This is a genomic window from Mesorhizobium sp. KACC 23794 (genome assembly GCF_052180275.1).
Classification (GTDB): domain Bacteria; phylum Pseudomonadota; class Alphaproteobacteria; order Rhizobiales; family Rhizobiaceae; genus Kumtagia.
The window spans coordinates 1471827-1496279 of record NZ_CP197465.1; the positions used below are offsets into that span (position 1 = coordinate 1471827).

A 24453-nucleotide genomic window follows, 5' to 3' on the forward strand; every position below is an offset into this window, starting at 1 on the left:
CAGAGCCGCGTGATGATCGGTTCCGCATCCGTCGAGTAGCGGACGGCGCCATACAGGCATCCTCCGGAGATCATTTTGTCCTCCCGCTCGGCACCCCGGACGACCCGGCTGTATTCTCCAGCGGCCCGGGCGAGGCGGCCGACACATCACCTCAGCGCATGAAACCCGGTATGCCCAGCGGATTGTCCTGCATTGCCGCGCGATCCGGCGTGTCGATCGCCGGTTTTGCGGTGATGATCGCAAACAGCCGGCGCACATAGTCCTCCGGCATGTCGAGCGTGATCAGCACCAGCCGGACGCCCCGCGTCTCGTCCGGCCAGGCCGGCAGCCGCGCCGGCGGGTGCAGTGTCCTTTGAACGCCGTGGATCACCAGAGGCCGCTTCGGATCCTCGCGCAGCTCGATGATACCCTTCATGCGCAGCAGCTTGTCGCCATGCACCGAGAGCAGCAGGTCGAGGAACATCTCCACCGCCGAATAGGGCGCCGGCCCGTCGTGGACCAAGGAGAAGGATCTTATGCGCTGGTCGTGAGCGTGATGATGATGGTCGTGGTGCTTGTGATCGTGATGATCATGGTGATGCCCATGGTGGTCGTGCCCATGATGGCCGTGATCGTGGCCATGGTCGTCGGCCGCCTCGCCCAGCCAGCGGCGCACGTCCGCCGTCTTGGTCGCCGGATCGTAGAGGCCGCAGGCGAGAAGGCTCGCCGCGCCGGCGTCGCCCACGTCGAGGATCGCGGCGTTGGGGTTGAGCGCCCGCAGGCGCCGTTTCAGCGCTTCCAGATCGGCCGGCTCAGTGACCAGATCGGCCTTGGTGATAACCAGCCTGTCGGCCACCGCAGCCTGCTTCACGGCCTCGACGTGATTGTCCAGCGTCGCGGCGCCATTGACCGCGTCCACCAGGGTGATGACGCCATCCAGCCGGAATGCCTGCACCAGCGCCGGGTGCGCCATGATCGACTGCAGCACCGGCGCGGGGTCGGCGAGCCCGGTGGTCTCGATGACGACGCGCGCCAGATTGTCGATGCGGCCGGTCTGTACCCGGTCGATCAGGTCGGCCAGCGTGTCGACCAGTTCGCCGCGCACCGTGCAGCACAGGCAACCGTCGGAAAGCTCGATCACCCCGTCCGAAGCCTGGTCGACCAGCAGGTGGTCGATCGCCACGTCGCCGAACTCGTTGACGATGACGGCGGTGTCCTTCAGCGCCGGGTTCTTCAGCAGCCGGTTGAGCAGCGTCGTCTTTCCGGCGCCGAGGAAGCCGGTCAGCACCGAAACGGGAATTGGGAAATCGGTCACGGAAGCCTTCGGCGTTTCGGGTTGAGGGCGCGATGCGCCGGCTGGACTATTGCACGACCGCGGCCGCGTCGCCTTGCTCGGCCGTCCGCAGCCCAGGCACCGGCAGGTCCGGCCGCCATACGGGGATGGGCACGTCGGCATAGATTTCGGCGGCCGCCATCGCCCTGGATTTCGGCCCCTCGGCGCCGCCGAGCTGCACCGGCACCAGCCGGCGCGGCCGCGGCAGGTCGGCCGAATAGATCGGCGCGGGCATCACCGCCTTGCCGGCCTTCACCGCCGCCACCAGCTCCTTGTACTTCTTGGCGCGCGCCGCGCGCGCTTCCTTCGAGCACAGTTGCTGGGTCATGTTGACGGGCACGTTGGCTCCGGTCGCCGTCCGCTTCAATTCGCCGATGGTCGGCCCGGTGCCGGGCGCCGACGCAAAGCCGCGCGACAACAGGTACGCGGCCTTCTCGTCGCGCGCCTCGATGGTCTCGCCGCCGACCACGATCGCCATCAGCGTGCGCCCGTTGCGCGTCGCCGACGCCACCAGGTTGAACCCTGCCGGGCAGGTGTATCCGGTCTTCATGCCGTCGGCGCCGTCATAGCGCGCCAGCAGGTTGTTGTGGCTGGGCATTTCCTTGCCCCCGGCCAGCAGCCCTTCGATCGAGAAATAATCCGAATATTGCGGGAAATCGTGGCGCAGCGCCTCCGACAGGATCGCGAGGTCGCGCACCGACGTGTACTGCCCCTCGTCATGCAGCCCGTGCTGGTTGACCCAGTGCGAATCGGTCATGCCCAGCCGCTGCGATTCGGCGTTCATGCGCGCCGCGAAAGCCTCCTGCGAGCCGGCCACGCTTTCGCCGATCGATCTGGCGACATCGTTGGCCGACTTCACCATGATGATCTTCAGCGCGTTGTCGATCGTCAGTTCCGAACCGGGCTCGTAGCCCATCTTGCTCGGCGGCAGCTTTGCCGCGGCCTTGGAGATGCGCACCGGCGAGGAGAACGTCACGTCTCCGGCCTGGATCGCGCGAAACACCACGTAGGTGGTCATCAGCTTGCTGAGCGAGGCCGGATACCAGCGCTGGAACGGGTCGTCGCTCTCGATGACGCGACCGGTCGCCACGTCGAACAGGATTGACGGGTTGGCGGCAGCCGGGCCGGCTTGCAGGGCGGTCGTCACGGCTGCGCCGAGCAGCAGGACCGAAAGAAGGTTTTTTCGCATCATCGTTTCGGAAATAGCCTCTTGCCGTGAACGATCGTAGGTCAATAAGCTCGCGCCGTCGCGTCATATGTCGGCAAGGGCGAAGCAAACGCCACCGGAAGGTGCTATTTAGCCTATGTGACGCCAAAATGGCAAAGCCCGCGTGGTGACGCCTGGTCGGGGCCACGAGGGGGAACGAGCGAATGGAATCCACACAATGCCGATACTGAACCGCGTCGCCGAAATGCAGGACGAAGTCGCCGGCTGGCGACGACATATCCACCAGAACCCTGAGCTGCAGTACGATGTGTTCGAGACCGCAGCATTCGTTGCCCAGAAGCTGAAGGAGTTCGGCTGCGATGAGGTCGTGCCGGGCATAGGCCGCACAGGCGTGGTCGGCATCATCAGGGGCCGGCTGGGCGACGGCGGCACGGTCGGCCTGCGCGCGGACATGGACGCCCTGCCGATCCGCGAGATCACCGGAAAGCCCTACGCCTCGCAGAACCCCGGCAAGATGCACGCCTGCGGCCATGACGGCCACACCGCGATGCTGCTGGGGGCGGCGAAATACCTTTCCGAAACGCGCAATTTCGCAGGTTCCGTCGCCGTGATCTTCCAGCCGGCGGAGGAGGGGGGCGCCGGTGGCCTGGCGATGGTCAAGGACGGCATGATGGACCGCTTCGGCATCCAGAAGGTTTATGGCATGCACAACATGCCCGGCCTGCCGCTTGGCCATTTCGCCATCCGGCCCGGCCCGATCATGGCGGCGACCGCCGAGTTCACCATCACCATCAAGGGCCGTGGCGGCCATGCCGCGCAGCCGCACAGCACCATCGACCCGATCGTTGCGGCGAGCCATCTGGTCGTGGCGCTGCAGACCATCGCCTCGCGCACCGTCGACCCGGTCGATTCGGTTGTGGTGACGGTGACGAAGTTCCACGGCGGCGAAGCCTACAATGTCATTCCCGAGCATGCGGAGATCGCCGGCACGCTGCGCACCTTGCGCAAGGAAGTCGCAGCCCTCGCGCATGACCGTATGAAGGCGATCTGCGACGGCGTGGCCGCCACCTTCGGCGCGTCAATCCATTTCGACTTCCACGCCAACTATCCGGTGACGGTCAACGACGCCGAGCAGGCGGTGTTCGCGGGCGACGTGGCGATGGCGATCGCCGGCGAGACGCAGGTGCATCGCGGCATACCGCCGCTGATGGGCGGCGAGGATTTTTCCTACATGCTGGAAGCCCGCCCCGGCGCCTTCATCTTCATCGGCAACGGCGCCAGCGCCAACCTCCACCACCCCGCCTACGATTTCAACGACGAGGTCATCCCGCATGGCGTGAGCTATTGGGTGAGGCTGGCGGAGACGTCGCTGGCGGCGTGAGGGGAGACGAGGCAGGGATAGCAATTTTGTTATCAGCCTGAATCGATTCCGAATTCTCCAATTCCATGGCTTACGTTATCGACAAGCTGGAACACCCCTCATCCGTCTCGGCCTTCGGCCGAGCCACCTTCTCCCACAGGGGGAGAAGGTGGAGCATTGCATTCCCGGCCCGGCAAATCTCCACCGCTGACGATTGGCATTGAGACTGCTGCGAGGCTCCGACCTTCTCCCCTTGTGGGAGAAGGTGGCCGAGCGAAGCGAGGTCGGATGAGGGGTGTTCCAGCTTGGCGATGACCCTTGGCATCGAGCGAAGCGAACAAGTCGAAGGGGATGTTTGGATAAGGTTTCCGCCTAGCGTCGACCTCTAGACTCTCCTCTACTCCCTCCTGTTCAACGCCTTCCCCGCCTCGAAAAATCCCACCCAAGGATCCTCATCCGTCAGCGCTTTCGCCATCGGTTTGTTGCCGATGGCGAAGTAATCCGGCGTCAGGCCGTCGAGCATGTCCCACGGCACCGGTACGGAGACGGTTGCCCCGGGCTTGCCGCGCGCCGAGAAAGGGGCGACCGTCGTCGAGCCGCGTCCATTGCGCAGGTAGTCGATGAAGATGCGGCCGGTGCGCGCCTTCTTCGATAAGGTCGCGGTGTATTTGTCCGGTTCCGTTTCGGCCATGGCGTGTGCGAAGTCGTGGGCAAAACCCTTCACGGCAGCCCAGTCAGCCTTTGGCTTCAGCGGCACGACGACGTGAAAACCCTTGCCGCCTGAAGTCTTCAGGAACGAAGGCAACTCAAGCTCGTCGAGCCGGGCCTTCACCGCCCAGGTGGCCTTGCGGACGTCTTCGACGCCCAGTCCTTCATCCGGATCGAGATCGAAGACGATCTGGTCGGGAGTCTCGATCCTGTCGATCGTCACGCCCCAGATATGCACCTCGACCACGCTGAACTGAACCAGGGCCGCCAGTCCGTCGAAGTCGCTGATGAACAGCAGTTCCTCGCCGTCCTCCGGGTCCTTCATGGTGCGGATCGATTCGTGCATGCCCTTTGACGCATGCTTCTGGAAGAAGCGCGGCCCGTCCACACCGTCCGGCGCGCGCACCAGGCTCAGCGGCCGTTCGACGACGAAACGCTGCATGCGCGGCCAGACCGCCTCATAGTGCTCGAGCAGGCCCTGCTTGGTCACGCCGGCCTTCGGCCACAGCAGCTTTTCGGGATGCGTCAGCGTCACGGCGGTCTGCCTCCCCTGTCCGGCCCGGCTTCGCGACCGGCTTTCTGGCGCGCCGGTGGATTTCTTCTCCGGCTCGTCGGTCGCGGGAACCTCGGCGACGACTTCCTTGGCGGGCTTGTCGTCGCGAAACCCCTGAAAGGAAGAATGCCGTATGATGCCGTCCGCCGTCCAGCTTCGGAATTCGATCTCGGCGACCAGTTGCGGCTTCAGCCAGATCGCGCCCTTCTGGCCGGCGGGCATCTTGTCGAAGGGCGGGGATTTCGCCTTCAGCGCGTCCATCCTTTGCTTCAGCTCGTCGCCCATGCGGTTGGAAAAGCCGGTGCCGACACGTCCCGCGTAGCGCAATTTGCCCTTGTCGTTGTAGCCAACCAGCAGCGAGCGCACGCCACGGCCGGCGGCGTTGGACGGCAGATAGCCGACGATGACGAATTCCTGGCGGTTGGTGCATTTCGACTTGATCCAGTCGACGCTGCGGCCGCTCTCATAAGGTGCGTCGGCGCGTTTGGAGATAATGCCTTCCAGCCCCATGCGGCAGGCATGGCGCAGCATGGTCTTGCCCGGCTCGACGAAATGCTCGCTGTAGCGCAGCGGCCCGTCGCCCTCGCCGACAAGCGTGCCGAGCCGCTCCTTGCGTTCTATAAGCGTCTCATCGCGAAGATCCTGGCCGTCGAGATGGAGCAGGTCGAAGACGTAATAAATCATCCTGTCCGGACGGCTCTCCGACAGCGCCGCCTGCAGCGCCGAGAAGGATGCCACGCCATTGTCGGCAAGCACGACGACCTCACCATCGATGATGGCATCTTCGCAATCGAGGCCGGTCAGCGCTTCGCCGATCGCCTTGCCGAATTTTGGGGTCCAGTCGAGCCCTTTGCGCGTCAGCAGTTTCAGCTTGTCGCCGTCGACATGCGCCTGGATGCGATAGCCGTCGAACTTCACCTCGTGCAGCCACTCGCCGCCCGCCGGCGGCTGCGTGCGCAGCGTCGCCAGCATCGGCTCGATGAAGTCCGGTATTTTTCCAGCCGCCTTCTTCGCCAGGCCTTCGGAAGCGCCCTTCGCAGACACGTTCGTCCCGGCCTTGGCCGGCTTGCGGTCCGCCCGCGCCGGTTTGCCCTCGGCGACATCCTCGATGGTCCTCCCGGTCGTCACCGACTGCGGCGCGTCCTTCAAGATATCCTCGCCCGGCCGCGCGAAAGCATCGTCGGACTTGATCAGCAGCCAGTTGTCGCGTTTCTCGCCGGGCCGTGGCCGCAGCCGCACCAGATGCCAGGCGCCGTTGAGCTTATTACCCTTCAGCGTGAAATCGATATGGCCCTTCTTCATGGCTTTCGCCGGATCGTGGGCCGGCGTCCACTCGCCCTCGTCCCAGACGATCACCGCGCCGGCGCCATACTGCCCCTCCGGGATCACGCCCTCGAAGCTGCCATAGTCGAGGGGATGGTCCTCGACATGCACGGCCAGCCGCTTCTCATGCGGGTCGAGGCTCGGGCCGCGAGTCACCGCCCAGCTCCACAGCACGCCGTCATGCTCCAGCCTGAGATCGTAGTGCAGCCGGGTGGCATCATGCTTGTGGATGACGAATTTCCCCCCCGCATGGGCCGCGCCAGCCGTGCGTCCACCGCCCGCCGGCTCGCTGGTAACGGTAAAGTCGCGCTTGGCGCGATAGATCGTCAGCGGATCGGCGGAAGCAGTCATCGCTCAAGCCTTCTTGCGGCTCGACGCGGAGGATTTGGCCTTGCCCTTCACTGCTGCGCCGCGTTTGGCCGGAGCCTCATCGTCGCTTTTCTCGTCGCCGCCACCGTCGCCCGCAAGGCTCTTCTTCAGCGCATCGAACAGGTTGACGACATTCGACGGTTTCGGCTGTGGCTTTGCCTTCGGGGCCTTGCGCCCGGCCTTCTTCGACTTGATCAGGTCGAGCAGTGCATTCTCGTAGCGGTCCTCGAATTTGTCGGGGTCGAACTTGCCCTTCCGGCGGTCGATGATTTTTGCGGCAAGAGCCACCATCTCGTCGTCCAGCTCGACCGTCTTGACGGCTTCGACCACATCCTCGACCCGCCGCACCGTGCTGTCGTAGCGCAGCGTCGTCAGCAGCATGCCGTTTTCGAACGGCTCGATCACCACCGGCCTTTCGCGCCGGTAGAGCACGATGCGCGCCAGCCCGGCCATCTTCTTCCTCGCCAGTGCGTCGCGGATCACCGCGAAGGCTTCTTCCGAAACCTTGTCGGCGGGCGCCAGGTAATAGGGCGTATCGAGATAGATCTGCTCGATGTCGCTCTTGGAAACGAAGCCTTCGAGGTTGAGCGTGTGCGAGGCCTCGATCTGCACCGCCTCGATGTCCTCTTCCTCGATCAGCAAATATTCGTCCTTGCCGGTCTCGTAGCCCTTGACTTCGTCCTTGTCGGACAGCGCCTTGCCACTCTCGGCGTCGACATACTGCCGCTTCACCATGTTGCCGGTCTTGCGGTTGATGATCCGGAAGGACACCTTGTCGCTCTGCGTCGTCGCGTTCGACAGTTCGACCGCGCAGGTCACCAACGACAGTTTGAGGTATCCCCTCCAGGCCGGCCGTGGCGCCATGTCATGTGTCCAGGCGTATGGTGGAGCGGACGGGCAGGATGAACGCGCGCGCCTCATCCAGATCGTCGTCACTCACGGCGCGAAAGTTGCGGTCGGCAAGGGCGGCGCATGTCTCGGCCGGCAATGCGCTCGCGGCAACCGCGTCCTGAAGCGCCTCGCGCGCCTCCCGTTCCGCATTCACCAGGGCCGAGAGCGCGAGGATGAGACGGTCGCGATGATCCATCGGGAAATTCCTGTATGTGAAAGCGAGCGGCGCGTGGCCGGACCGCCCACAACGCTTGGCGCTTGCGGCGGTTCCCTTAAAATGCCACGTCGCGCCGATTGAAATATGACACCCGCGGAAACGTGGAAAAGGGACGGCATGGTGGAAAATACGGCGATATCGGCTCTCTCCGACGTCCCCGAGCAGGACGTTCTGGCGCTGAACAACGCGCATGCGGCGGAACTGTCGTGGCTGGAGCCCAGCGATCTCCGCCATCTGATCGCCGAGGCTTTTTATGCGCAAGCGGTCGGCGGCTGTGACGCTTTCCTGATCGCGTTCGACCAGGACGCCGATTATGCGAGCCCCAATTTCCAGTGGTTCCGTGCCCGCTATGCGCGCTTCGTCTATGTCGACCGCGTCGTCGTCTCGCCTGCCGCCCGTGGCCGCGGCCTGGCGCGCACGCTCTACCACGACCTGTTCGAGCGGGCCGCCGCGGCGGGCCACACGATCGTCACCTGCGAGGTCAATTCCGAGCCGCCCAACCCGGCGTCGGATGCATTCCACGCCGCGCTCGGCTTTCTGGTGGTGGGCAGCGCCGCGATCCACGACGGCAGGAAGACGGTCCGCTATTTTTTGCGCGACCTGTGAGCCGCACCGCCATTGCTGTGAGGCCAATTGGAAAGAGATTTTTAACGATAGATCGTTCTAATGCCGGAATTCGGCGGCATGGAACCATTTCCCGCCGGAACGGTTTTTTCGCATGGCGATCTCGATGAAATTCCACGGGAAATATGGCTGGGCCGCCGGCGCGGTGGCTCTATGCCTGTCGGCTGCGGCCATCTCGTCCGGGAGCGCCTCTCCCGGGGACAGCGATTTTCCGGTGGTCTCGGCGTCGCTGCATGAGGACTTCAGATCCACGCCCGACGCGACCGCAGCCGATGTGGCGCAACGCTTCGAAGACGCGCCCTACGGTGTCGACCCGGTGGTTACCGGGCCGGTGAGCACGGCCTTCAAGCAGCAGCGCCAGGCCGCCGGCTGTGACACCGCCGTCTGGCCCAAAGTGCCCGCCGCCTGCTATCCGGACTGAGGCCGACGCGCCAGATTTTCAGTCTGCCTGGTGGACTTCCGTGCCTCCATCGAGGCATGGCTATAATCGTGTCGGTAGCGCGCTCCGCGTTTGAAGTCCGCTACGGGCAAGCCGCGAAGCCAGAGCGCACGCCAACATCGCCGCCGATCCACTTCGCCCTTGATCCGGCCTTGCCATCGTGTTGCCATGCGACGGGGCAACAACGGCAGCGGGTGGGCTGATGTTGCGATTTCGGTTTGACGACCTTTCGAAAGTCGGCCTGCGGCTGCTCCTGGCAGTCGTTCTCGGGCTTGTGTTCCGCCATGCGGCCTTGGCGGAGGACGCCGCGCCCAAGGCGTTGAAGGGCGTGGCGCTGGTCATCGGCAATGGCGACTACCAGCACCTCGCGAAACTCCCCAACCCGCCCAACGACGCCCGCGCCGTCGAGGAGATGCTGGACGGGCTCGGCTTCGAGACCGACATCGTTGCCGACCGTGATGCCCGCAGGCTGCGGCGCGCTTTGGAAGGTTTCGCCGAGGATGCGGAGGGCGCCGACGTTGCCGTGATCTATTACTCCGGCCATGGCATCGAGGCCGGCGGCGAAAACTATCTCGTGCCTGTCGACGCCGATGCGGCGGCCCTGGAGGATGCCGGCGAAAAGCTGGTGCCGCTGTCCGAACTCATCGACGAGCTGAAGAAGACGGTGCCGGTGACCATCGTCATGCTGGACGCCTGCCGCACCAATCCGTTTCCGCCAGACGCCTTGGTGAAGACCAGCCCGGACGCGCCGGGCGTGCCGCTGGGCAGCGGCGGGCTGGGCGAGGCGCGCGGTGCCGTGGCGATGACGGCGACTTCCGCCACCGCCGAGAATTTCGGCACCGTCATCGGTTTCGCCGCCGAGCCGGGGCATGTGGCCTTGGACGGCGATCCGGGCGGCAACAGCCCCTATGCGGCGGCGATCCTGCGCCATCTGTCGGCGATGGAGGGCGCGGAATTCGGCACGGTGATGCGCATGGTTGCCGAGGAGGTCTATCTGAAGACCGGCGGCAGGCAGCGGCCCTGGGTCAACGAGAGCTTGCGGCGGCTGCTTTATTTCGGCACGCCCGCGCCGCAGCCGGCCGGCGCCGATGGCGAGATTCTCGTGGAGCGGCGGCAGTTGCTGCTCACCATCGCGGCGCTGCCCGAACCGGGACGCAAGCAGATCGAGACGCTGGCGCAGTCCGGCGGCGTGCCGATGGACACACTCTACGGCATGCTCAAGGCGCTGGGCGCCGAGGCGCCCAGCGATCCGGCGGAACTCGACAGGATGATGCGCAGCCAGACCGAGCGGCTGAAATCCATGCTGGCCGAGCGCGACGCCTTGCAAAGCACCGATCCGGAGATCGCGAAACTTTCGGCGCAGGCCGACGGCGCGCTGCGGGAGGGCGCGCTGGAGGTGGCGGTGCGGCTGCTCGGCGAGGCGAAGCAGCGTGTCGCCAGCCTTGCCGACACGGTCGACCAGGCGGAAGCGCAGCTTGCGGCGAAACGCCGGGAGTTTGCGGCGGTCTATGCCCGCAGCGGCGAGGCGAATTTCCTGCGCTTCGATTTCAAGCAGGCGGCGAGCGACTATGCGCTGGCCTACGACCAGATCGCCAGATGGGACGAAAAACTAGCCTCGACCTATCGCTACAATCGCATGAAGGCGTTGGAGCAGCAGGGCACGCTGCGGGGCGACAACGAAGCGCTGAACAGCTTGGTGTCGCTGGGCGACGCGGCATTGCGGGATGCGGAGGCTTCGAACGACGCCGTATCCTGGATCTCCGCACAGAACGTTCTCGGCAACGCGCTGTTCACGCTGGGCGACAGGGACAATAGTCTGGACAATCTGAAGCGGGCGGCGGACGCCTACCGGGCGGCGCTGTCCAGGTCGGACGGCCTCGATGCATCGCTGACCGGCAAGATCCGCAACAACCTCGCCAATACGCTGACGGTTCTGGGCACGCGGCAGGGCAACGACGCCGTGCTTGTGGAGGCCGTCGGCCTCTATGATAAGGCGATCGACCAGTTCGAGATCGAACAGGATCCCGTTCTCTGGGCCTCGGCCTACGTCAATTTCGGCAAGACGTTGATCGCGCTCGGCGAATTGCGGAATTCGATCGAAACGCTCACCATGGCCGGCCAGGCTTTCGAGGCGGCGCTTTCGGTCACGCCGCGCGACCAGCAGCCGCTGGTATGGGGCGGCGCGCAGATCAATATCGGCAACGTCTACAGGGCGCTCGGGCTGAGGATGACAGACCCGAATATCGCGGCCGGCCGGCATGTCCAGTCGGTGTCGGCCTATCTCGGCGCATTGCAGGAGCTGACTCGCGAGAAGGTGCCGCTGCAATGGGCGTCGGCGCAACAGAACCTCGCCAACGCCTACCTGTCGCTGGCGCGCCTGCAGCGTGACGCCGGGACGGCGCAAGCTTACCTGCGGCAGGCGGAGGAGGCGCAGAACGCGGCCTTGCAGGAGATGACGCGCGAACGCGCGCCGTCGATGTGGGCAAATGTCAGGCTCGGGCTCGGCGAGACCATGCAACTCATGGCATTCCGGGCGGCGACGCCGGAGGAAGCGCGTTCGGCCCTGCTTGCGGCCGCCGACGCGCAGTCGCAAGCGCTTGAAATCTTTACGAAAGACAACGCTCCGTCGACCTGGGCGAATGCGCAGGTTGCTCTGGCTTACACTCTGCAACTGCTCTCCCAGCGGGAACACGACCCGGCGGCGAAGCTCGACCATCTGGTCAGGGCCGAGGCGATCCAGAGCGCCGCGCTGGAGGCTTTCCCCAAGGAAACGAGGCAGAGCGAGCGGGCGGCGCTGCTGCATTCGCTCGGGCTGACGCTGATCGAGCTTGGGCCGCTGGAGGCCGGGACGGGCCGATACGAGGCGGCGGAAAGCGTGTTCCGGGAGGAACAGGAACTCCTGTCGCGGGACCATGAGACGGCCCGCTGGGCGGCTTCGCAGGCCGGCATCGGCAACGCCATGCGCGCCATCGGCATCGCGCGCGGCGACAAGGCGATGCTGGTCGAGGCGCGGCAGCGGACAGGGGAGGCGAAAGCCGCGATCCAACCCTTCGATACTTCGTATAATCAGATACTTGACGGGCGCGTGGCGGAGATCGACGCGGCGCTGGCGACGCTGCAATAGGGGCGCTGCGATCCATGACATCGACGCATCCTGGCAGCGCGTGAAGCTTGTAAAATCTCTTTGGATCAAGGGTTTACCGGAAAACGCATTCCCAAAACCCGTTTTGGGCTTCATAAAACGCCTCCAAAAGGCGGGACGCCATGTCCCGATCACTGTTTTCGCGTGTTCCGCGCCGTTCCGGGCTTCACTCCGCATGACCGGAAAGAGCCCGTGCTTGACGCGACAAAACATTCATGTCGTAACCCGCCGAAACACGCCGGGGACCGGATGGAGACGGAAGCAGCGATTTCGGCAGACGACCGCAGGCACGGCATGCTCGAAAGGCTGGCCGGGCGCTCGATCGTCTTTGTCGGGCTGATGGGCGCCGGCAAGACGGCGATCGGCCGCAAGGTCGCGGCGCTGCTCGAACTGCCGTTCATCGACAGCGACCAGGAGATCGAGCAGGTGTCGCGGATGACCATCCCCGAACTGTTCGAGCGTTATGGCGAGCCGGAGTTCCGGGCGCTGGAGCAGAGAGTGATCCAGCGCGTGCTGGAAAGCGGGCCGCAGGTTCTGTCGACGGGCGGCGGGGCGTTCATGAATGAGCAGACGCGCGGGCTGATCGCGGCGCAGGCGGTGTCGGTGTGGCTCAAGGCCGACCTCGACGTGCTGTTCGCCCGCGTCGCCAAGAAGCACAACCGGCCGCTGCTGAAGACCGCCGATCCACGCGCTACGCTCGGCCGGCTGATGGACGATCGCTATCCGGTCTATGCGGAAGCCCAGGTGACCGTGCATACGCGCGACGAACGCAAGGACGTGATCGTCGGCGAGGTGATGGACATGCTGGCGGCCTATCTGGCGCAAGGAAAAGCGGAATGACGGCTGACGGCATCGAAACGGTCAAGGTGGCGCTGGGCGAGCGCGGCTACGACATCCTGATCGGCTCCGGCCTGATCGGGCAGGCGGGCGCGGCGATCGCCTCGCGCCTGCCGGGCATCCGCGCCGCGGTGGTGACCGACGAGAACCTTGCCGCGCATCACCTCGACCGGTTGACTACGAGCTTGGAGGCGGCCGGCGTCAAGGCGACGCCGGTCATTCTGCCGCCCGGGGAGAAGACGAAAAGTTTCGCTGCCCTGCAGGAGGTCGTCGACAAGGTGCTGGAGGCCCGGCTGGAGCGCGGCGACGCGGTCGTCGCGCTGGGCGGCGGGGTGATCGGCGATCTTTCCGGCTTCGCCGCCGGCATCGTCAGGCGCGGCATGAATTTCGTGCAGGTGCCGACCTCGCTGCTGGCGCAGGTGGATTCCTCCGTCGGTGGCAAGACCGGCATCAACACGGCGCGGGGAAAAAATCTCGTCGGCGTGTTCCAGCAGCCGCGGCTGGTTCTGGCCGATACCGACGTGCTGGACACGCTGCCGGAACGCGAATTCCGCGCCGGATATGCCGAGGTCGCCAAATACGGCCTGATCGACCGTCCGGATTTTTTCGCCTTTTTGGAAAAGAACTGGCGCGCGGTGTTTGCCGGCGGGGCGGCGCGCACTTACGCGATCGCCGAATCCTGCCGTGCCAAGGCCGATGTCGTGGCGCGCGACGAGTTCGAGACCGGCGACCGCGCACTGCTCAATCTCGGCCACACGTTTGGCCATGCGCTGGAAGCGGCGACCAAATATGACGGTGCGCGGCTGGTGCATGGCGAGGGCGTGGCGATCGGCATGGCGCTGGCGCACCGGTTTTCCGCCCGCATGAACCTTGCCAGCCCGGACGATGCGCACCGCGTCGAGGCGCATCTGAAAGCCGTCGGGCTGCCGTGGCGCATCTCCGACATTCCGGGCGACCTGCCGGACGCCGAGGGCCTGCTCGGCTATATCGCCCAGGACAAGAAGGTGTCGCGCGGCGCGCTGACCTTCATCCTGACGCATGGGGTGGGAAAATCCTTCATTGCCAAGGATGTGCCTGCGTCCGAGGTGCTGTCGTTCCTCGAGGAGAATCTGGGGGGATGAGCGGCGTCATGGCCTCCTCGGCCTTACCCTTTTCCCTTTCCGGCGGGGGCAGTCTCCTTTGCCGCACTCCGTCCAACACCCCTCATCCGACCTCGCTTCGCGAGGCCACCTTCTCCCACAAGGGGAGAAGGTGGAGTTTCGCGCAAACGTCTCGGCTGATCTTCAACGTTGGCGATTGGCAGTGGCGCAAATGCAGTGCTCCACCTTCTCCCCCCGTGGGAAAAGGTGGCCTCGCGAAGCGAGGTCGGATGAGGGGTGTTGGACGGAGTGCGGCGATAAGAAACTACCCGCAAGCAGGTGATAGGGTCAGCCACCCATGCTGAACGCCGGCTGGATCGCCGCCGCTGCGCTGGCACTGGCAGTTCTGCTCGCCCTGCTGCTGCGCAGGCCGCTGCTGGCAGCAATCGGCCTCCAGTTGCGGCGTATCGAGGCGCCGCAACCTTCAGAGGAGCTGCCGGCGGCGATTGCCGATCCGTTCGCCGAGGAGGCGGCGGACAAGCAGGATCGCGCGCGGATGGAAGCGCTGCGCGACCTGAACGAGCTCGAAGTGTCGGATGTGATGGTGCACCGCACCGACATGCACTCGATCAACGCCGACAATCCGACCGAGGCGATCGTGCGCGAGATCATCCGGAGCCCGCACACCCGCATGCCGCTGTGGCGCGGTTCGCTCGACAACATCGTCGGCGTGGTCCACGCCAAGGATCTGGCGCGGGCGCTGAGCGAGGCCGGCAACGATTTTTCGCAGATCGATATCCTGAAGATCGCGGCAAAACCCTGGTTCGTGCCGGACACCACTTCGCTGAAGGCCCAGCTCGACGCCTTCCAGCGGCGCAAGGCGCATTTCGCCATCGTGGTCGACGAGTATGGCGAGGTGGAAGGCCTTATCACGCTGGAGGACATCATCGAGGTTATCGTCGGCGACATCGCCGACGAGCACGACATCGACATGCTGGGTGTCAAGCAGGAGGCGGACGGCTCGGTGGTGGTCGACGGATCGGTGGCGATCCGCGAGCTGAACCGCGCGCTCGGCTGGACATTGCCCGACGAGGAAGCGGTGACCATCGCCGGGCTGGTGATCCACGAGACGCAGTCGATCCCCGAGGAAAAACAGTCCTTCACGTTCCACGGCAAGCGCTTTATCGTGATGAAGCGCGAGAAGAACCGGATCACGCGGATCAGGATCAGGGCCGTCGCTTCGCAGCTCAATCAGGCGACGTGACCGCCGCCTGACGGCCGACCGCCCTCAGATCACCACGAAATCCGCCGCGGTCATAACAAAACCGTTGTCGATGACGGCGAACAGCACGCGCCCGCCTGCGCCCGAACCGTTGCTGTCGTAAAAGAGCCTTCCGGTGTCCTGATCGTAGAGGATGCGGTCGTCGGCATCGACGGCGGCGACATTCAGGTTCTTGAACAGTTCGACGGCCAATGCGCCCGTCGCGGTGAGCGCGGTGAAATAGGCGTTTTCGAGCTGGATCGTGTCGGGCGCGCCGAAATCCTTGATCGTGTCGACGTTGGTGGAGCCGTTCAGTTCGGAGTTGAACACGAAGGTGTCGGCCCCGTTGTTGCCGTAGAGCGTGTCGTTGCCGCGATAACCCTTGATGATGTCGGCGCCCGCGCCGCCCGAGATGACGTCGTTGGTCGCATGCGAGCCGTTGAGGACGTCATTGTAGTTCGAGCCGACCAACCGCTCGATGGATTCGTATGTGTCGCCGGCCGCGTCGCCCTTGTTGATCGACGGATTGCCGAAGCTCGCCACGACGCCTTGCGTGGCGGTGGCATAGGAGGCGGTATCGATCCCGGTGCCGCCCGCGAGAAAGTCCGCCCCGGCGCCGCCGACCAGCGTGTCGTTGCCGGCATCGCCGAACAGGGCGTCGCCGCCGGCGAGGCCGAAAAGCGTGTCGTTGCCCGAATTGCCATTGAGCGTGTCGGCGGAGAGCCCGCCGGTGATGGTGTCGACCGCCGCGCTGCCGTTGAAGGTCCAGGGCTGGCCCTCGATGAAGGTGCGCAGCGTCGCGGCGTTGCCGTAGACGAAGAGGCCATAGAAGTCGTTGACAGACTGGCTGAGCCCGCTGATCTCGACAAGCGGATAACCGTCGCCGCTGACGATCCGATAGCCGGTGACGGTGCCGGCATTGTAGGGATACCACTCCTCGTCGTCATAGTAGCCTTGCAAGCCTACGCCGACCACTTCCAGATGAACGCCGGAGACCGAGAAGATGCCGGGGCCATAGCTGAAATAGGTCGAATCTCCATTGAAAGTAGTCTGGTTGGAGCGTGTGGTGACGTCGCTAATCAGCGTCTCCGGATTGCCCGGCAAGAACTGCGTCATAGTAGGCATAGATCATCTCCGTTGCGATTTCTTGTGTTCCGCGACCAAGTATTTTCCCTCGCGGCCACGATGGACCTGCCGGCGGCATGACGCAAGACCGTCGGTGATGGACGGCGCCGGGCATGGATCGGTGCGCGGGCGCTGGAATTTTGGGAGATGAGATGAGCTTTCGAATGCGCCTGTCGGCGGTCATGAATCTCGTTCGCGGGCAGGCCGGTGGTATATTTCAGGCCGCCCGCAGTGACGGTTCCGGGCCGAACATCTCCCGCATCCTTGCCAGATAATGGTCTTCCGATGTCGTCCAGCGCAGGTCCGCGAGCAACTTGCTGTCGGCGCCGGCCGGATAGCGGATCGTGCCGCCCTCGTCGGTGGCGGCCGCGAAGACGGCTTCGGCGACTTCCGCTTCGGTGCAGTAGGGGGTCGGGTAGTTGCCCATCCTGGTGAAGCACGACCGGGCGAAGTCCGAATAGTCGGCGGGGATCAGGCCCTGCATGCGCAGGCCGCCATTGGCGGTGAAGCTGGTGGTCGGCGCGTAGCCGGGCTCCACCAGCCGCGCCTTGATGTTGAACCCCTCAAGCTCGTAGGAGAGCGATTCCGTAAATCCTTCGACGGCGCATTTGCTGGCGGCGTAGAATGCCACCAGGGGCATGACGCCGAGCGTGACGCTCGACGTCACATTGACGATGACGCCGCGGCCCTGCTTGCGCATCTGCGGGATGATGGCCTGGCAGGCCTTGAACACGCCGAACGTGTTCGTCTCGAATATCTCGCGCACCGTGGCCTCCGGAGTGGCTTCGACGGCCGACGCCATGCCGATCCCGGCGTTGTTCACCAGCACGTCGATCCTGCCGAAGGCGGCGACGCCGTCGGCGATGGCCTTGCGGATCGAGCCGGCATCGGTAACATCGAGCGGCAGCACCTCCAGCCGATCCGAAGAGGTGGCGAACACGGATGGATCGGGACGCCGCATGGTGGCGATGACGTTCCAACCGCGGTCGAGGAAGAGTTCGACGGTCGCCTTGCCGTAGCCCGACGACGTTCCGGTGATGAGGATGGTGCTGGTCATTGGGGTCTCCATTTTTCTTGCCGCATGATAGACGGCTGATTTGGACGATCTATAATGGACCGTCCATATTTCATTATGGATCGTCCAATTGTGAATCCTCGCGGCGATATCGTCGCGTTGCTTCGTCCCAGTGCGGTGTTCTCGAAACCGATAACGGGCCGGAGACTCTTCGGCACCGCGTTTCGCAGCCGCGTCGGCTACTCGCCGGGCGCATTCGCCTGCCCGCGCCGGAACGGTGACAGGCGTTCCTTACAGCGGGGCCGTTCACACCTTGATTTTTCCCCTTTCGCTCCTCCGGCCCCAGGGCCGGCCGAGAGGTCGCGGACGCCTGGTCCCTCAGCTTTCGAAATAGCTTGGCCGGTCGAGATCGGGGATGAGCGACGGTCCCGTGGGGTGCCAACCGAGCTCGTCGCGGGTCTTGCGGCTGGAGGCCGGGCTGTCGATCGCCGCGAAATGCGCGAACCAGCCGAAATGGCCGGCTGCTTCTTCCGCTGACTTGGCGACCACCGGCAAGTTCAGGCGGCGGCCGATCACCCCGGCGATCTCGCGGAACGCTATATCCTCGTCTGCGACCGCGTGATAGCGGGCGCCTGGCGACCTCTTCTCGAGCGCCAGCCTGTAGAGCGAGGCGGCGTCGAGCCTGTGCACGGCCGGCCAGCGGTTGAGCCCTTCGCCGACATAGGCCGAGACGCCCTTTTCACGCGCCATGCCGATGAGGATCGGCACGAAGCCATGGTCGCCGTCTCCATGCACCGATGGCGGCAGCCGGATCACCGAAACGTCGACGCCTTGCGCCGCGACTGCGTCGGCCGCCTGTTCGGAGACGCGCGGAATGGTATCGGAACGGGGCGCCGGCATGTCTTCGGTCGCGATGCGGCCCGGCGCGATCAGCGCCGTGCCGGACGTGACGATCAGCGGACGGCCTGTGCCGACGAGGGCCGAGCCGAGAGCCTCGATGGCGCGACGGTCTATCTCGCAGTTCTCCCTGAACCGGGAGAAGTCGTGGATGAAGCCGGTATGGATCACGCCCTCGGCGGCTGCAGCGCCGCTGCGAAGGCTGTCCAGATCCTCGAGACTGCCCCGATGCACCTCGGCGCAGGCTGCGGCGAGCGAAGCGGCCGCGGCGTCGGAGCGGGCGAGGCCAAGCACCGAATGCCCGGCGCGCGTCAGTTCCTGGACGACTGCCGAGCCGACGAAGCCGGTGGCACCTGTAACGAAGACACGCATGACGATTTTCCCTGGCTGTTTTCGGCAATGGCCGCCTTGCGACCGTGCCGGCACAGGATAGGACTTTCACGGATACGATCTATGCGGTATAGTCCGTACTTTCTTCGGGATCGTCCGAAATGGCCATCGATCCCCTTTCACACGTGCTGTCGCTGCTGAAGCCGCGCAACTATCTCTCGGCCGGCTTCGAGGCGGGCGGCGACTGGTCGATCCAGTTTCCCGACCAGCAGAAATGCATCAAGACGGGGGCAGTCGTGTCCGGTGCGTGCTGGCTGTCGGTGGAGGGCGTCGACGATCCGATCTACCTGAATACCGGCGACTGTTTCCTGTTGCCGAGCGGCCGGCCCTTCCGGCTGGCCAGCGACATGGCGCTGGAGCCGGCCGACGCTGGCAAGGTGTTTTCGGCGCCGCGCAAGGGCAATATCGTCTCGTACAATGGCGGCGGCGATTTCTTCATGGTCAGCACCCGCTTCGCGCTCGACGGCAACCACGCCAGCCTATTGCTGCGCATGCTGCCGCCGGTCCTGCATATCCGCGACGAACCGGGCCAGGCCACGCTGCGCTGGTCGATGGAGCGGATGATGCAGGAATTGCGCGAGCAGCAGCCGGGCGGCTACCTCGTCGTCCAGCACCTGGCCCACATGATCCTGGTGCAGGCGCTGCGGCTGCATCTGGCGGAAGGGACGAAGGCGGGCGTCGGCTGGCTGTTCGCGCTGGCCGACCGGCAGATGAGCGCGGCGATGACCGCCATGCATGACGAGCCGGCGCATCGCTGGACCTTGCAGGAACTGGCCGGACGGGCCGGCATGTCGCGCTCGACCTTCGCGCTGAAATTCAGGCAGACGGTCGGCGCCTCTCCCATGAATTACCTGGCGCAGTGGCGCATGCTGCTGGCCGGCGACCGGCTGGAACATTCCGGCGATCCGATCTCGATCATAGCGCCGTCGCTCGGATACGAGTCCGAAGCCGCCTTCAGCACGGCGTTCAAGCGGGTGATGGGCTGTTCGCCGCGCCAGTATGGCCGAACACGGCATGCGGCTTCCTCTTCGCATAGCGACGGGGACGCGGACCACGCCAATGGGCGCGGACTTGTAGGGAGTTGACGCGAATTGTCAGCGACGGCTTGGAACATACCGCCACTGCCCGTCCGCGATGCGCGCTACAGAGTTGACAGCGACCATGAGACCATAGTCATTGCCTCCGGTCATCGTTGTGCTAAGCTCCTCCTCGAAATGGAGGCTGGGACCAATGACAGCGCACGTATCGAAGTCGAAGTTCAAGGCAAAGGCGCTTGAATTCTTCCGGCAGGTCGAGACGAGCGGCGAACCGATCATCGTCACCGACAATGGTAAGCCTACGCTCGAAATACGCCCTTACAGCGAGAAGAAACGCGATCCGCTGGAAGCGTTGCGCGGTACGCTCCTGCGCTACGACCGGCCGACAGACCCGGTCGCCGACGACGAATGGGACGCCGCGAATTGATCGTGCTCGACACGCATGTGCTTGTCTGGTGGCTCGCCGGACAGGATGGTTTTCTGTCGGCTGCGGCGCGACAGGCGATCGAGCGAGAGCGGTCGGGCGGCGAGATGCTGGTGTCGTCGATCAGCGGTTGGGAGATAGCGATGCTGGTCGCGAGAAAGCGCCTGGCCCTGTCGATGGATGTTGCCGAATGGCTGGCGAACGCCAGCGAGGTCGAGGCGTTGACCTTCGTTCCGGTCGACAACGAGATCGCGGTCCGCAGTACGCAACTGCCTGGTGAGTTTCACAAGGATCCGGCTGACAGGATCATTGTCACCACCAGCCGCAAGTTCGGCGCGCCACTGGTGACCGCCGACCAGAAGCTCAGGGATTATGGCTACCTGCAGACTGTCTGGTAGGGCCGAAACGCCGTGGCGATCCCTTAACCTCGTTGCGTATACGCAATCGGTGGCGAGTTGCCATTCGTCCTGATATTTGCCCGCATCCATGCCAAATGCCCTTCAAACAGGCAGAGAACCCTGATATAGGTCAGTGAGATTGACCTATTCCGGTCTGGGAGATTTCGCTGTGTTGATGGACCTGTTCGCTTCCCGCTCCTCGCGCATGAAGGCGTCGGAAATCCGCGAACTGCTCAAGCTGCTGGACCAGCCTGACATCATCTCGTTCGCGGGCGGCATTCCCGACCCGGCGCTGTTTCCGCACGAGGCCGTACGGGAAGCCTACGATGCGGTTCTGTCCGGCGACCAGGCGAAGGCGGCGTTGCAATACCAGGTGAGCGAGGGATACCTGCCGTTGCGGCGCTGGCTGGCCGGCATGATGGGCGGGCTCGGCGTGGCATGCGACGAGGCCAACATCTTCATCACTTCGGGTTCACAGCAGGGGCTGGACTATCTCGGAAAGCTGTTCCTGTCGCCCGGCGACACGGCGCTGGTGATGTGGCCGACCTATCTCGGCGCCTTGCAGGCGTTCAACGCCTACGAGCCGCGCTACGACCGGCTGATGCCGGATGGCGGCAACATGACGCCCGCCGCCTATCGCGCGGCGGCGGCAGTCACCGGCGGGCGGCCGAAATTCGCCTATCTCGTGCCGGATTTCGCAAATCCGACGGGCCAGACGCTCGGCCGCAAGCAGCGCGAGGCGGTGCTCGACCTTGCCGGCGAACTGGACATCGCCGTCATCGAAGACGCAGCCTATAGGGCGCTTCGCTATGACGGCGAGCATGAACCGCCGATCCAGGCGCTGGACTGCGCGCGCTCCGGCGGCATCGACAAGGCGCGGACGATCTATTGCGGCAGCTTTTCCAAAATTCTCTCGCCCGGCATGCGCATGGGCTGGATCTGCGCGCCACGCCAGATCGTCGAGAAGCTCGTGCTGATGAAGCAGGCGGCCGACCTGCACAGCCCTTCGATCAACCAGATGGTCATCCACCGCGTGGCGGAGACAGTCTTCGATACGCAGGTGGAGAAACTGGTAGACGCCTATCGCCAGCGCCGCGACGGGCTGCTGGAGGCGCTGGAAGCCCATATGCCGGACGGCGTGACCTGGAGCAGGCCGGACGGCGGCATGTTCGTGTGGCTGACGCTGCCGGAAGGCGCTGACGCGACCGCTTTGCTGGAACGCTCGATCCGCGAAGCCCGCGTCGCCTTCGTGCCGGGCAGCGCCTTCCATGCCGACGGTTCCGGCCGGAACACGCTTCGGCTCAGCTTCACGCTCGCCGACGAGCGGGCGTTGAGCGAAGGAATCCCGCGGCTGGCGCGCATCCTGAAGGGCTGAACGCCCTCAGTTTGGCGCCGAGGCGAAAGGCATCGTGAAGACAGTGCCGCCCATGCCGGCTGCCAGCGCCGGGGCGAATTCGATCGGCACGCAAGCTTCCACCGCCGCGATCGCCGCGTCGACGAATTGCTTGCGCGTCTGCTCGTCGCCTTCGACGGCGATGGCGGAGGGCTCCGGCGGGCCGATCAGCGTGCCGTCGCGCTTGAAGCTGAAGCTCAGCGTGACGGAGGAGTTGTCGATGCCGGCGGGCGGTGTCCAGCACGCCTGAAGCGCTGCGCCGACCTCGTCCACCGTCTTCAGCGGCTCGGCATGTGCGTTGGCGATCGCGCCGATCGCCAGGGCGCCTGCCACCGTCAGTGCCATGGTTAGATTTCTCATCATCTGTCCAGACCCCCGTTCATGACGTGATATTCCCGGTGCGTGGCCACACTAAACCGCCGTGCGGCGGTCGACGCCAGCCGTTTGATGCCTCGATGCGGCCGGATCGTGCGAAGAGTTAATGCATGGCCCCGAAGGCCGCTGCAAGCCTGCGCTTGAACAGGATCGGTTCTGCGGTAGCATGGCGGCAGGCTCGGCGGCGATCATCAACCGGGCGGGGGAGGACTCATGAATTTTCTCAGCCTGATCACCGGGTCGTTCGCCATGCCGGCGGCGGAGAACCCGACGGTGGCGATGATGGATGCGGCCTATGCGCATCACGGTATCGACGCGCGCTACATCAATTGCGAGGTGCCTCCGGAAAGGCTGGGCGACGCGGTGCGCGGCGCGCGCGCCATGGGCTGGGCGGGGTTCAACTGCTCGCTGCCGCACAAGGTGGCGGTCATCGACCACCTGGATGGGCTGGGCGAGTCGGCCGAAATCATGCAGGCGGTCAATTGCGCGGTGTTGCGCGACGGACTGCTGATCGGCGAGAACACCGACGGAAAAGGGTTTCTGAAATCGCTGCTGGAAGTGGTGGATCCGAGCGGCAAGGCGATCGTCGTGTTTGGGGCGGGAGGCGCGGCGCGCGCCATCTGCGTGGAACTGGCGCTGGCCGGGGCCGGCAGGATCACAGTGGTCAACCGCGGGCGGGAGCGCGGCGAAGAACTCGTGCGGCTGGTTGGCGAGCGCACCGGCGCGGTGACGACATTCCGGCCGTGGGAACGCAACTTTGCCGTCCCCGCCGGCACCGACATCATCGTCAACGCCACCTCGATCGGGCTTTATCCGGATGTCGAGGCGCGGCTCGACATCGATCTCGATACGCTGCGGCCCGGCATGGTGGTGGCCGACATCATCCCCAACCCACCGCGCACGCTGCTGGTGCGCGACGCGGAGGCACGCGGCTGCACGGTGCTCGACGGGCTCGGCATGCTGGTCAACCAGGGCGTGATCAACATCAAATACTGGACCGGCGTGGACGCGGACGCCGGCGTGATGCGGGGGCGGATCGAGGCGATTTTCGGCGTGTGACGCTGTCCGGCATGCCGGGTTTGGCGCCAACGGCAACCCGTGCAGCCTGATCGCAACCGCTCAGAAGAGTCACGGCGGCTGCCTCACGCCACCGGCGCGAGCCGCCTCCTGCGCCGGTCGTGCAGCACGATGGCGAGGCCGCTGCCGACGACCAGCACGATGCCGCACAGCGCCAGCGCGTTGGGCAGGTGGCCGAACACGACGAGGCCGGAGATCACCGCCCAGACCGTGAAGCAGTAATAGAGCGGCGCGACCGCGCTGGTCGGTCCGATGCGATAGGCCATGAAGATGAAGAAATGGCCGAAGATCAGGAAGAAGCCGGAGCCGGCGAGCAGCAGGATGTGCAGCGGGTCCGGCGTCCGCCATTCCTCCAGCGCCACATGCGCGATCACGGCGGCGATCAGCACGACGACCACCGCGGACATGGCAACGATCATGCCCGGAATGTGTCCGGCGATGCGGCGGCCGGCGAGATCGCGCACGGCGCAGAGGATGGCGTTGGCGATTGCCAGGACAGCGTAGATCGATATGCCCTGGCCGGAGGGCTGGGCGATCATCAGCGCGCCGGCGAAGCCGAGGCAGATCAGCACCATGGCCAGCCCCGAGATCTTTTCACCGAATACCAGTGAGGCGCCGAGTAGCACCACCAGCGGCGTGATCTGGCCGAGCGCGGTGGCATCGGCGATCGGCATGTTGGCCAGCGCCACGACAAAGCACAGGATGGCGACGGTCTCGCAGAGGTTGCGCGCCAGCACGCGGCGCTCGAACATCAGCGGCAGGCTGCCGCGATAGCCGAGGACGAGCAGCAGCGGCATGCCCCACAGGAACGCGGCGATGCCACGCATCATCAGCACCTGGTAGGGCGGCAGCGCTTCTGTCGCCACCTTCATCATCGTGTCGTTGACGACATAGGAGCAGGTCGCCAGCACCATGAAGAGCGGGCCGCGAAAAGGATGGGAGTGCAGGGACATGTCGTGAAATCGGCCCGAAAGGTTGCGCGCCGATTTCATCCAAGTTTCGCCGACAATCAATCCGTGCGGACAGATATTATAAGAGT

At 65.0% G+C, this 24453-nt stretch carries 22 protein-coding genes; 12 read left to right on the plus strand and 10 right to left on the minus strand.

Features of this window, described 5'->3' with window-relative positions; translation table 11 throughout:
• Positions 1-151: 151 nt before the first annotated feature.
• The gene (locus ACSBOB_RS07370; RefSeq protein ID WP_442581790.1) at positions 152-1294 is read right to left on the minus strand and encodes a CobW family GTP-binding protein; all 1143 of its coding nucleotides are present in this window, start codon (positions 1292-1294) and stop codon (positions 152-154) included.
• Positions 1295-1340: 46 nt separating this feature from the next.
• The gene (locus ACSBOB_RS07375) at positions 1341-2501 is read right to left on the minus strand and encodes a D-alanyl-D-alanine carboxypeptidase family protein (RefSeq protein WP_442581791.1); all 1161 of its coding nucleotides are present in this window, start codon (positions 2499-2501) and stop codon (positions 1341-1343) included.
• A gap of 196 nt (positions 2502-2697) precedes the next feature.
• Between ACSBOB_RS07375 and ACSBOB_RS07380 the strand changes: the two genes are divergently transcribed.
• Positions 2698-3861: a M20 aminoacylase family protein gene (locus ACSBOB_RS07380; RefSeq protein ID WP_442581792.1), complete on the plus strand. Its 1164-nt coding sequence runs from the start codon at positions 2698-2700 to the stop codon at positions 3859-3861.
• A gap of 376 nt (positions 3862-4237) precedes the next feature.
• Here the strand turns inward: ACSBOB_RS07380 and ligD are convergent, their stop codons facing one another.
• The 3 genes from ligD to ACSBOB_RS07395 are packed head-to-tail and all read right to left on the minus strand — an operon-like array spanning position 4238 to position 7880.
• On the minus strand, positions 4238-6775 hold the full coding sequence (gene ligD / locus ACSBOB_RS07385; protein ID WP_442581793.1) for a DNA ligase D: 2538 nt from the start codon (positions 6773-6775) through the stop codon (positions 4238-4240).
• Between the two features lie 3 nt (positions 6776-6778).
• Complete coding sequence (ku, locus tag ACSBOB_RS07390; RefSeq protein ID WP_442581794.1) at positions 6779-7657, minus strand: non-homologous end joining protein Ku; 879 nt, start codon at positions 7655-7657, stop codon at positions 6779-6781.
• A gap of 1 nt (position 7658) precedes the next feature.
• A complete protein-coding gene (locus ACSBOB_RS07395) occupies positions 7659-7880 on the minus strand; it encodes a hypothetical protein (protein WP_442581795.1) in 222 nt (73 codons plus the stop codon).
• A 138-nt stretch (positions 7881-8018) separates the two neighbouring features.
• Here ACSBOB_RS07395 and ACSBOB_RS07400 point away from each other — a divergent pair, with 138 nt between their 5' ends.
• The 6 genes from ACSBOB_RS07400 to ACSBOB_RS07425 all read left to right on the plus strand — a co-directional run bounded on the left by ACSBOB_RS07400 (position 8019) and on the right by ACSBOB_RS07425 (position 15286).
• The gene (locus ACSBOB_RS07400) at positions 8019-8507 is read left to right on the plus strand and encodes a GNAT family N-acetyltransferase (RefSeq protein ID WP_442581796.1); all 489 of its coding nucleotides are present in this window, start codon (positions 8019-8021) and stop codon (positions 8505-8507) included.
• Between the two features lie 112 nt (positions 8508-8619).
• The gene (locus ACSBOB_RS07405) at positions 8620-8946 is read left to right on the plus strand and encodes a hypothetical protein (protein WP_442581797.1); all 327 of its coding nucleotides are present in this window, start codon (positions 8620-8622) and stop codon (positions 8944-8946) included.
• Between the two features lie 220 nt (positions 8947-9166).
• Entirely contained in the window at positions 9167-12088 is a 2922-nt protein-coding gene (locus ACSBOB_RS07410; RefSeq protein ID WP_442581798.1) for a caspase family protein, read from the plus strand.
• A gap of 267 nt (positions 12089-12355) precedes the next feature.
• Positions 12356-12946, plus strand: a complete 591-nt coding sequence (locus ACSBOB_RS07415; protein ID WP_442581799.1) for a shikimate kinase — start codon at positions 12356-12358, stop codon at positions 12944-12946.
• On the plus strand, positions 12943-14064 hold the full coding sequence (aroB, locus tag ACSBOB_RS07420; RefSeq protein WP_442581800.1) for a 3-dehydroquinate synthase: 1122 nt from the start codon (positions 12943-12945) through the stop codon (positions 14062-14064). The genes ACSBOB_RS07415 and aroB overlap by 4 nt, the downstream gene beginning before the upstream one ends.
• A gap of 316 nt (positions 14065-14380) precedes the next feature.
• Positions 14381-15286, plus strand: a complete 906-nt coding sequence (locus ACSBOB_RS07425; protein ID WP_442581801.1) for a transporter associated domain-containing protein — start codon at positions 14381-14383, stop codon at positions 15284-15286.
• Between the two features lie 24 nt (positions 15287-15310).
• Here ACSBOB_RS07425 and ACSBOB_RS07430 read toward each other — a convergent pair whose 3' ends face one another.
• From ACSBOB_RS07430 to ACSBOB_RS07440, 3 genes are all read right to left on the minus strand, one after another.
• Complete coding sequence (locus ACSBOB_RS07430) at positions 15311-16408, minus strand: calcium-binding protein (RefSeq protein ID WP_442581802.1); 1098 nt, start codon at positions 16406-16408, stop codon at positions 15311-15313.
• Between the two features lie 217 nt (positions 16409-16625).
• Positions 16626-17465: an SDR family oxidoreductase gene (locus tag ACSBOB_RS07435; protein ID WP_442581803.1), complete on the minus strand. Its 840-nt coding sequence runs from the start codon at positions 17463-17465 to the stop codon at positions 16626-16628.
• A 336-nt stretch (positions 17466-17801) separates the two neighbouring features.
• Complete coding sequence (locus ACSBOB_RS07440) at positions 17802-18692, minus strand: SDR family oxidoreductase (RefSeq protein WP_442581804.1); 891 nt, start codon at positions 18690-18692, stop codon at positions 17802-17804.
• Positions 18693-18817: 125 nt separating this feature from the next.
• Between ACSBOB_RS07440 and ACSBOB_RS07445 the strand changes: the two genes are divergently transcribed.
• The 4 genes from ACSBOB_RS07445 to ACSBOB_RS07460 all read left to right on the plus strand — a co-directional run bounded on the left by ACSBOB_RS07445 (position 18818) and on the right by ACSBOB_RS07460 (position 21944).
• Positions 18818-19795, plus strand: coding sequence for an AraC family transcriptional regulator (locus ACSBOB_RS07445; protein WP_442583670.1), 978 nt, complete (start codon positions 18818-18820; stop codon positions 19793-19795).
• A gap of 145 nt (positions 19796-19940) precedes the next feature.
• Positions 19941-20174 (plus strand): type II toxin-antitoxin system Phd/YefM family antitoxin, encoded by a 234-nt coding sequence (locus ACSBOB_RS07450; protein ID WP_442581805.1) that lies wholly within the window; start codon positions 19941-19943, stop codon positions 20172-20174.
• Positions 20156-20569: a type II toxin-antitoxin system VapC family toxin gene (locus ACSBOB_RS07455; protein WP_442581806.1), complete on the plus strand. Its 414-nt coding sequence runs from the start codon at positions 20156-20158 to the stop codon at positions 20567-20569. Before ACSBOB_RS07450 ends, ACSBOB_RS07455 begins: the two co-directional genes overlap by 19 nt.
• A gap of 175 nt (positions 20570-20744) precedes the next feature.
• Positions 20745-21944 (plus strand): aminotransferase-like domain-containing protein, encoded by a 1200-nt coding sequence (locus tag ACSBOB_RS07460; RefSeq protein ID WP_442583671.1) that lies wholly within the window; start codon positions 20745-20747, stop codon positions 21942-21944.
• Positions 21945-21950: 6 nt separating this feature from the next.
• Here the strand turns inward: ACSBOB_RS07460 and ACSBOB_RS07465 are convergent, their stop codons facing one another.
• Entirely contained in the window at positions 21951-22325 is a 375-nt protein-coding gene (locus ACSBOB_RS07465) for a hypothetical protein (protein ID WP_442581807.1), read from the minus strand.
• A 225-nt stretch (positions 22326-22550) separates the two neighbouring features.
• Here ACSBOB_RS07465 and aroE point away from each other — a divergent pair, with 225 nt between their 5' ends.
• Positions 22551-23396, plus strand: a complete 846-nt coding sequence (aroE, locus tag ACSBOB_RS07470) for a shikimate dehydrogenase (protein ID WP_442581808.1) — start codon at positions 22551-22553, stop codon at positions 23394-23396.
• Positions 23397-23479: 83 nt separating this feature from the next.
• Here the strand turns inward: aroE and ACSBOB_RS07475 are convergent, their stop codons facing one another.
• Complete coding sequence (locus ACSBOB_RS07475) at positions 23480-24367, minus strand: DMT family transporter (RefSeq protein WP_442581809.1); 888 nt, start codon at positions 24365-24367, stop codon at positions 23480-23482.
• Between the last annotated feature and the right edge of the window lie 86 nt (positions 24368-24453).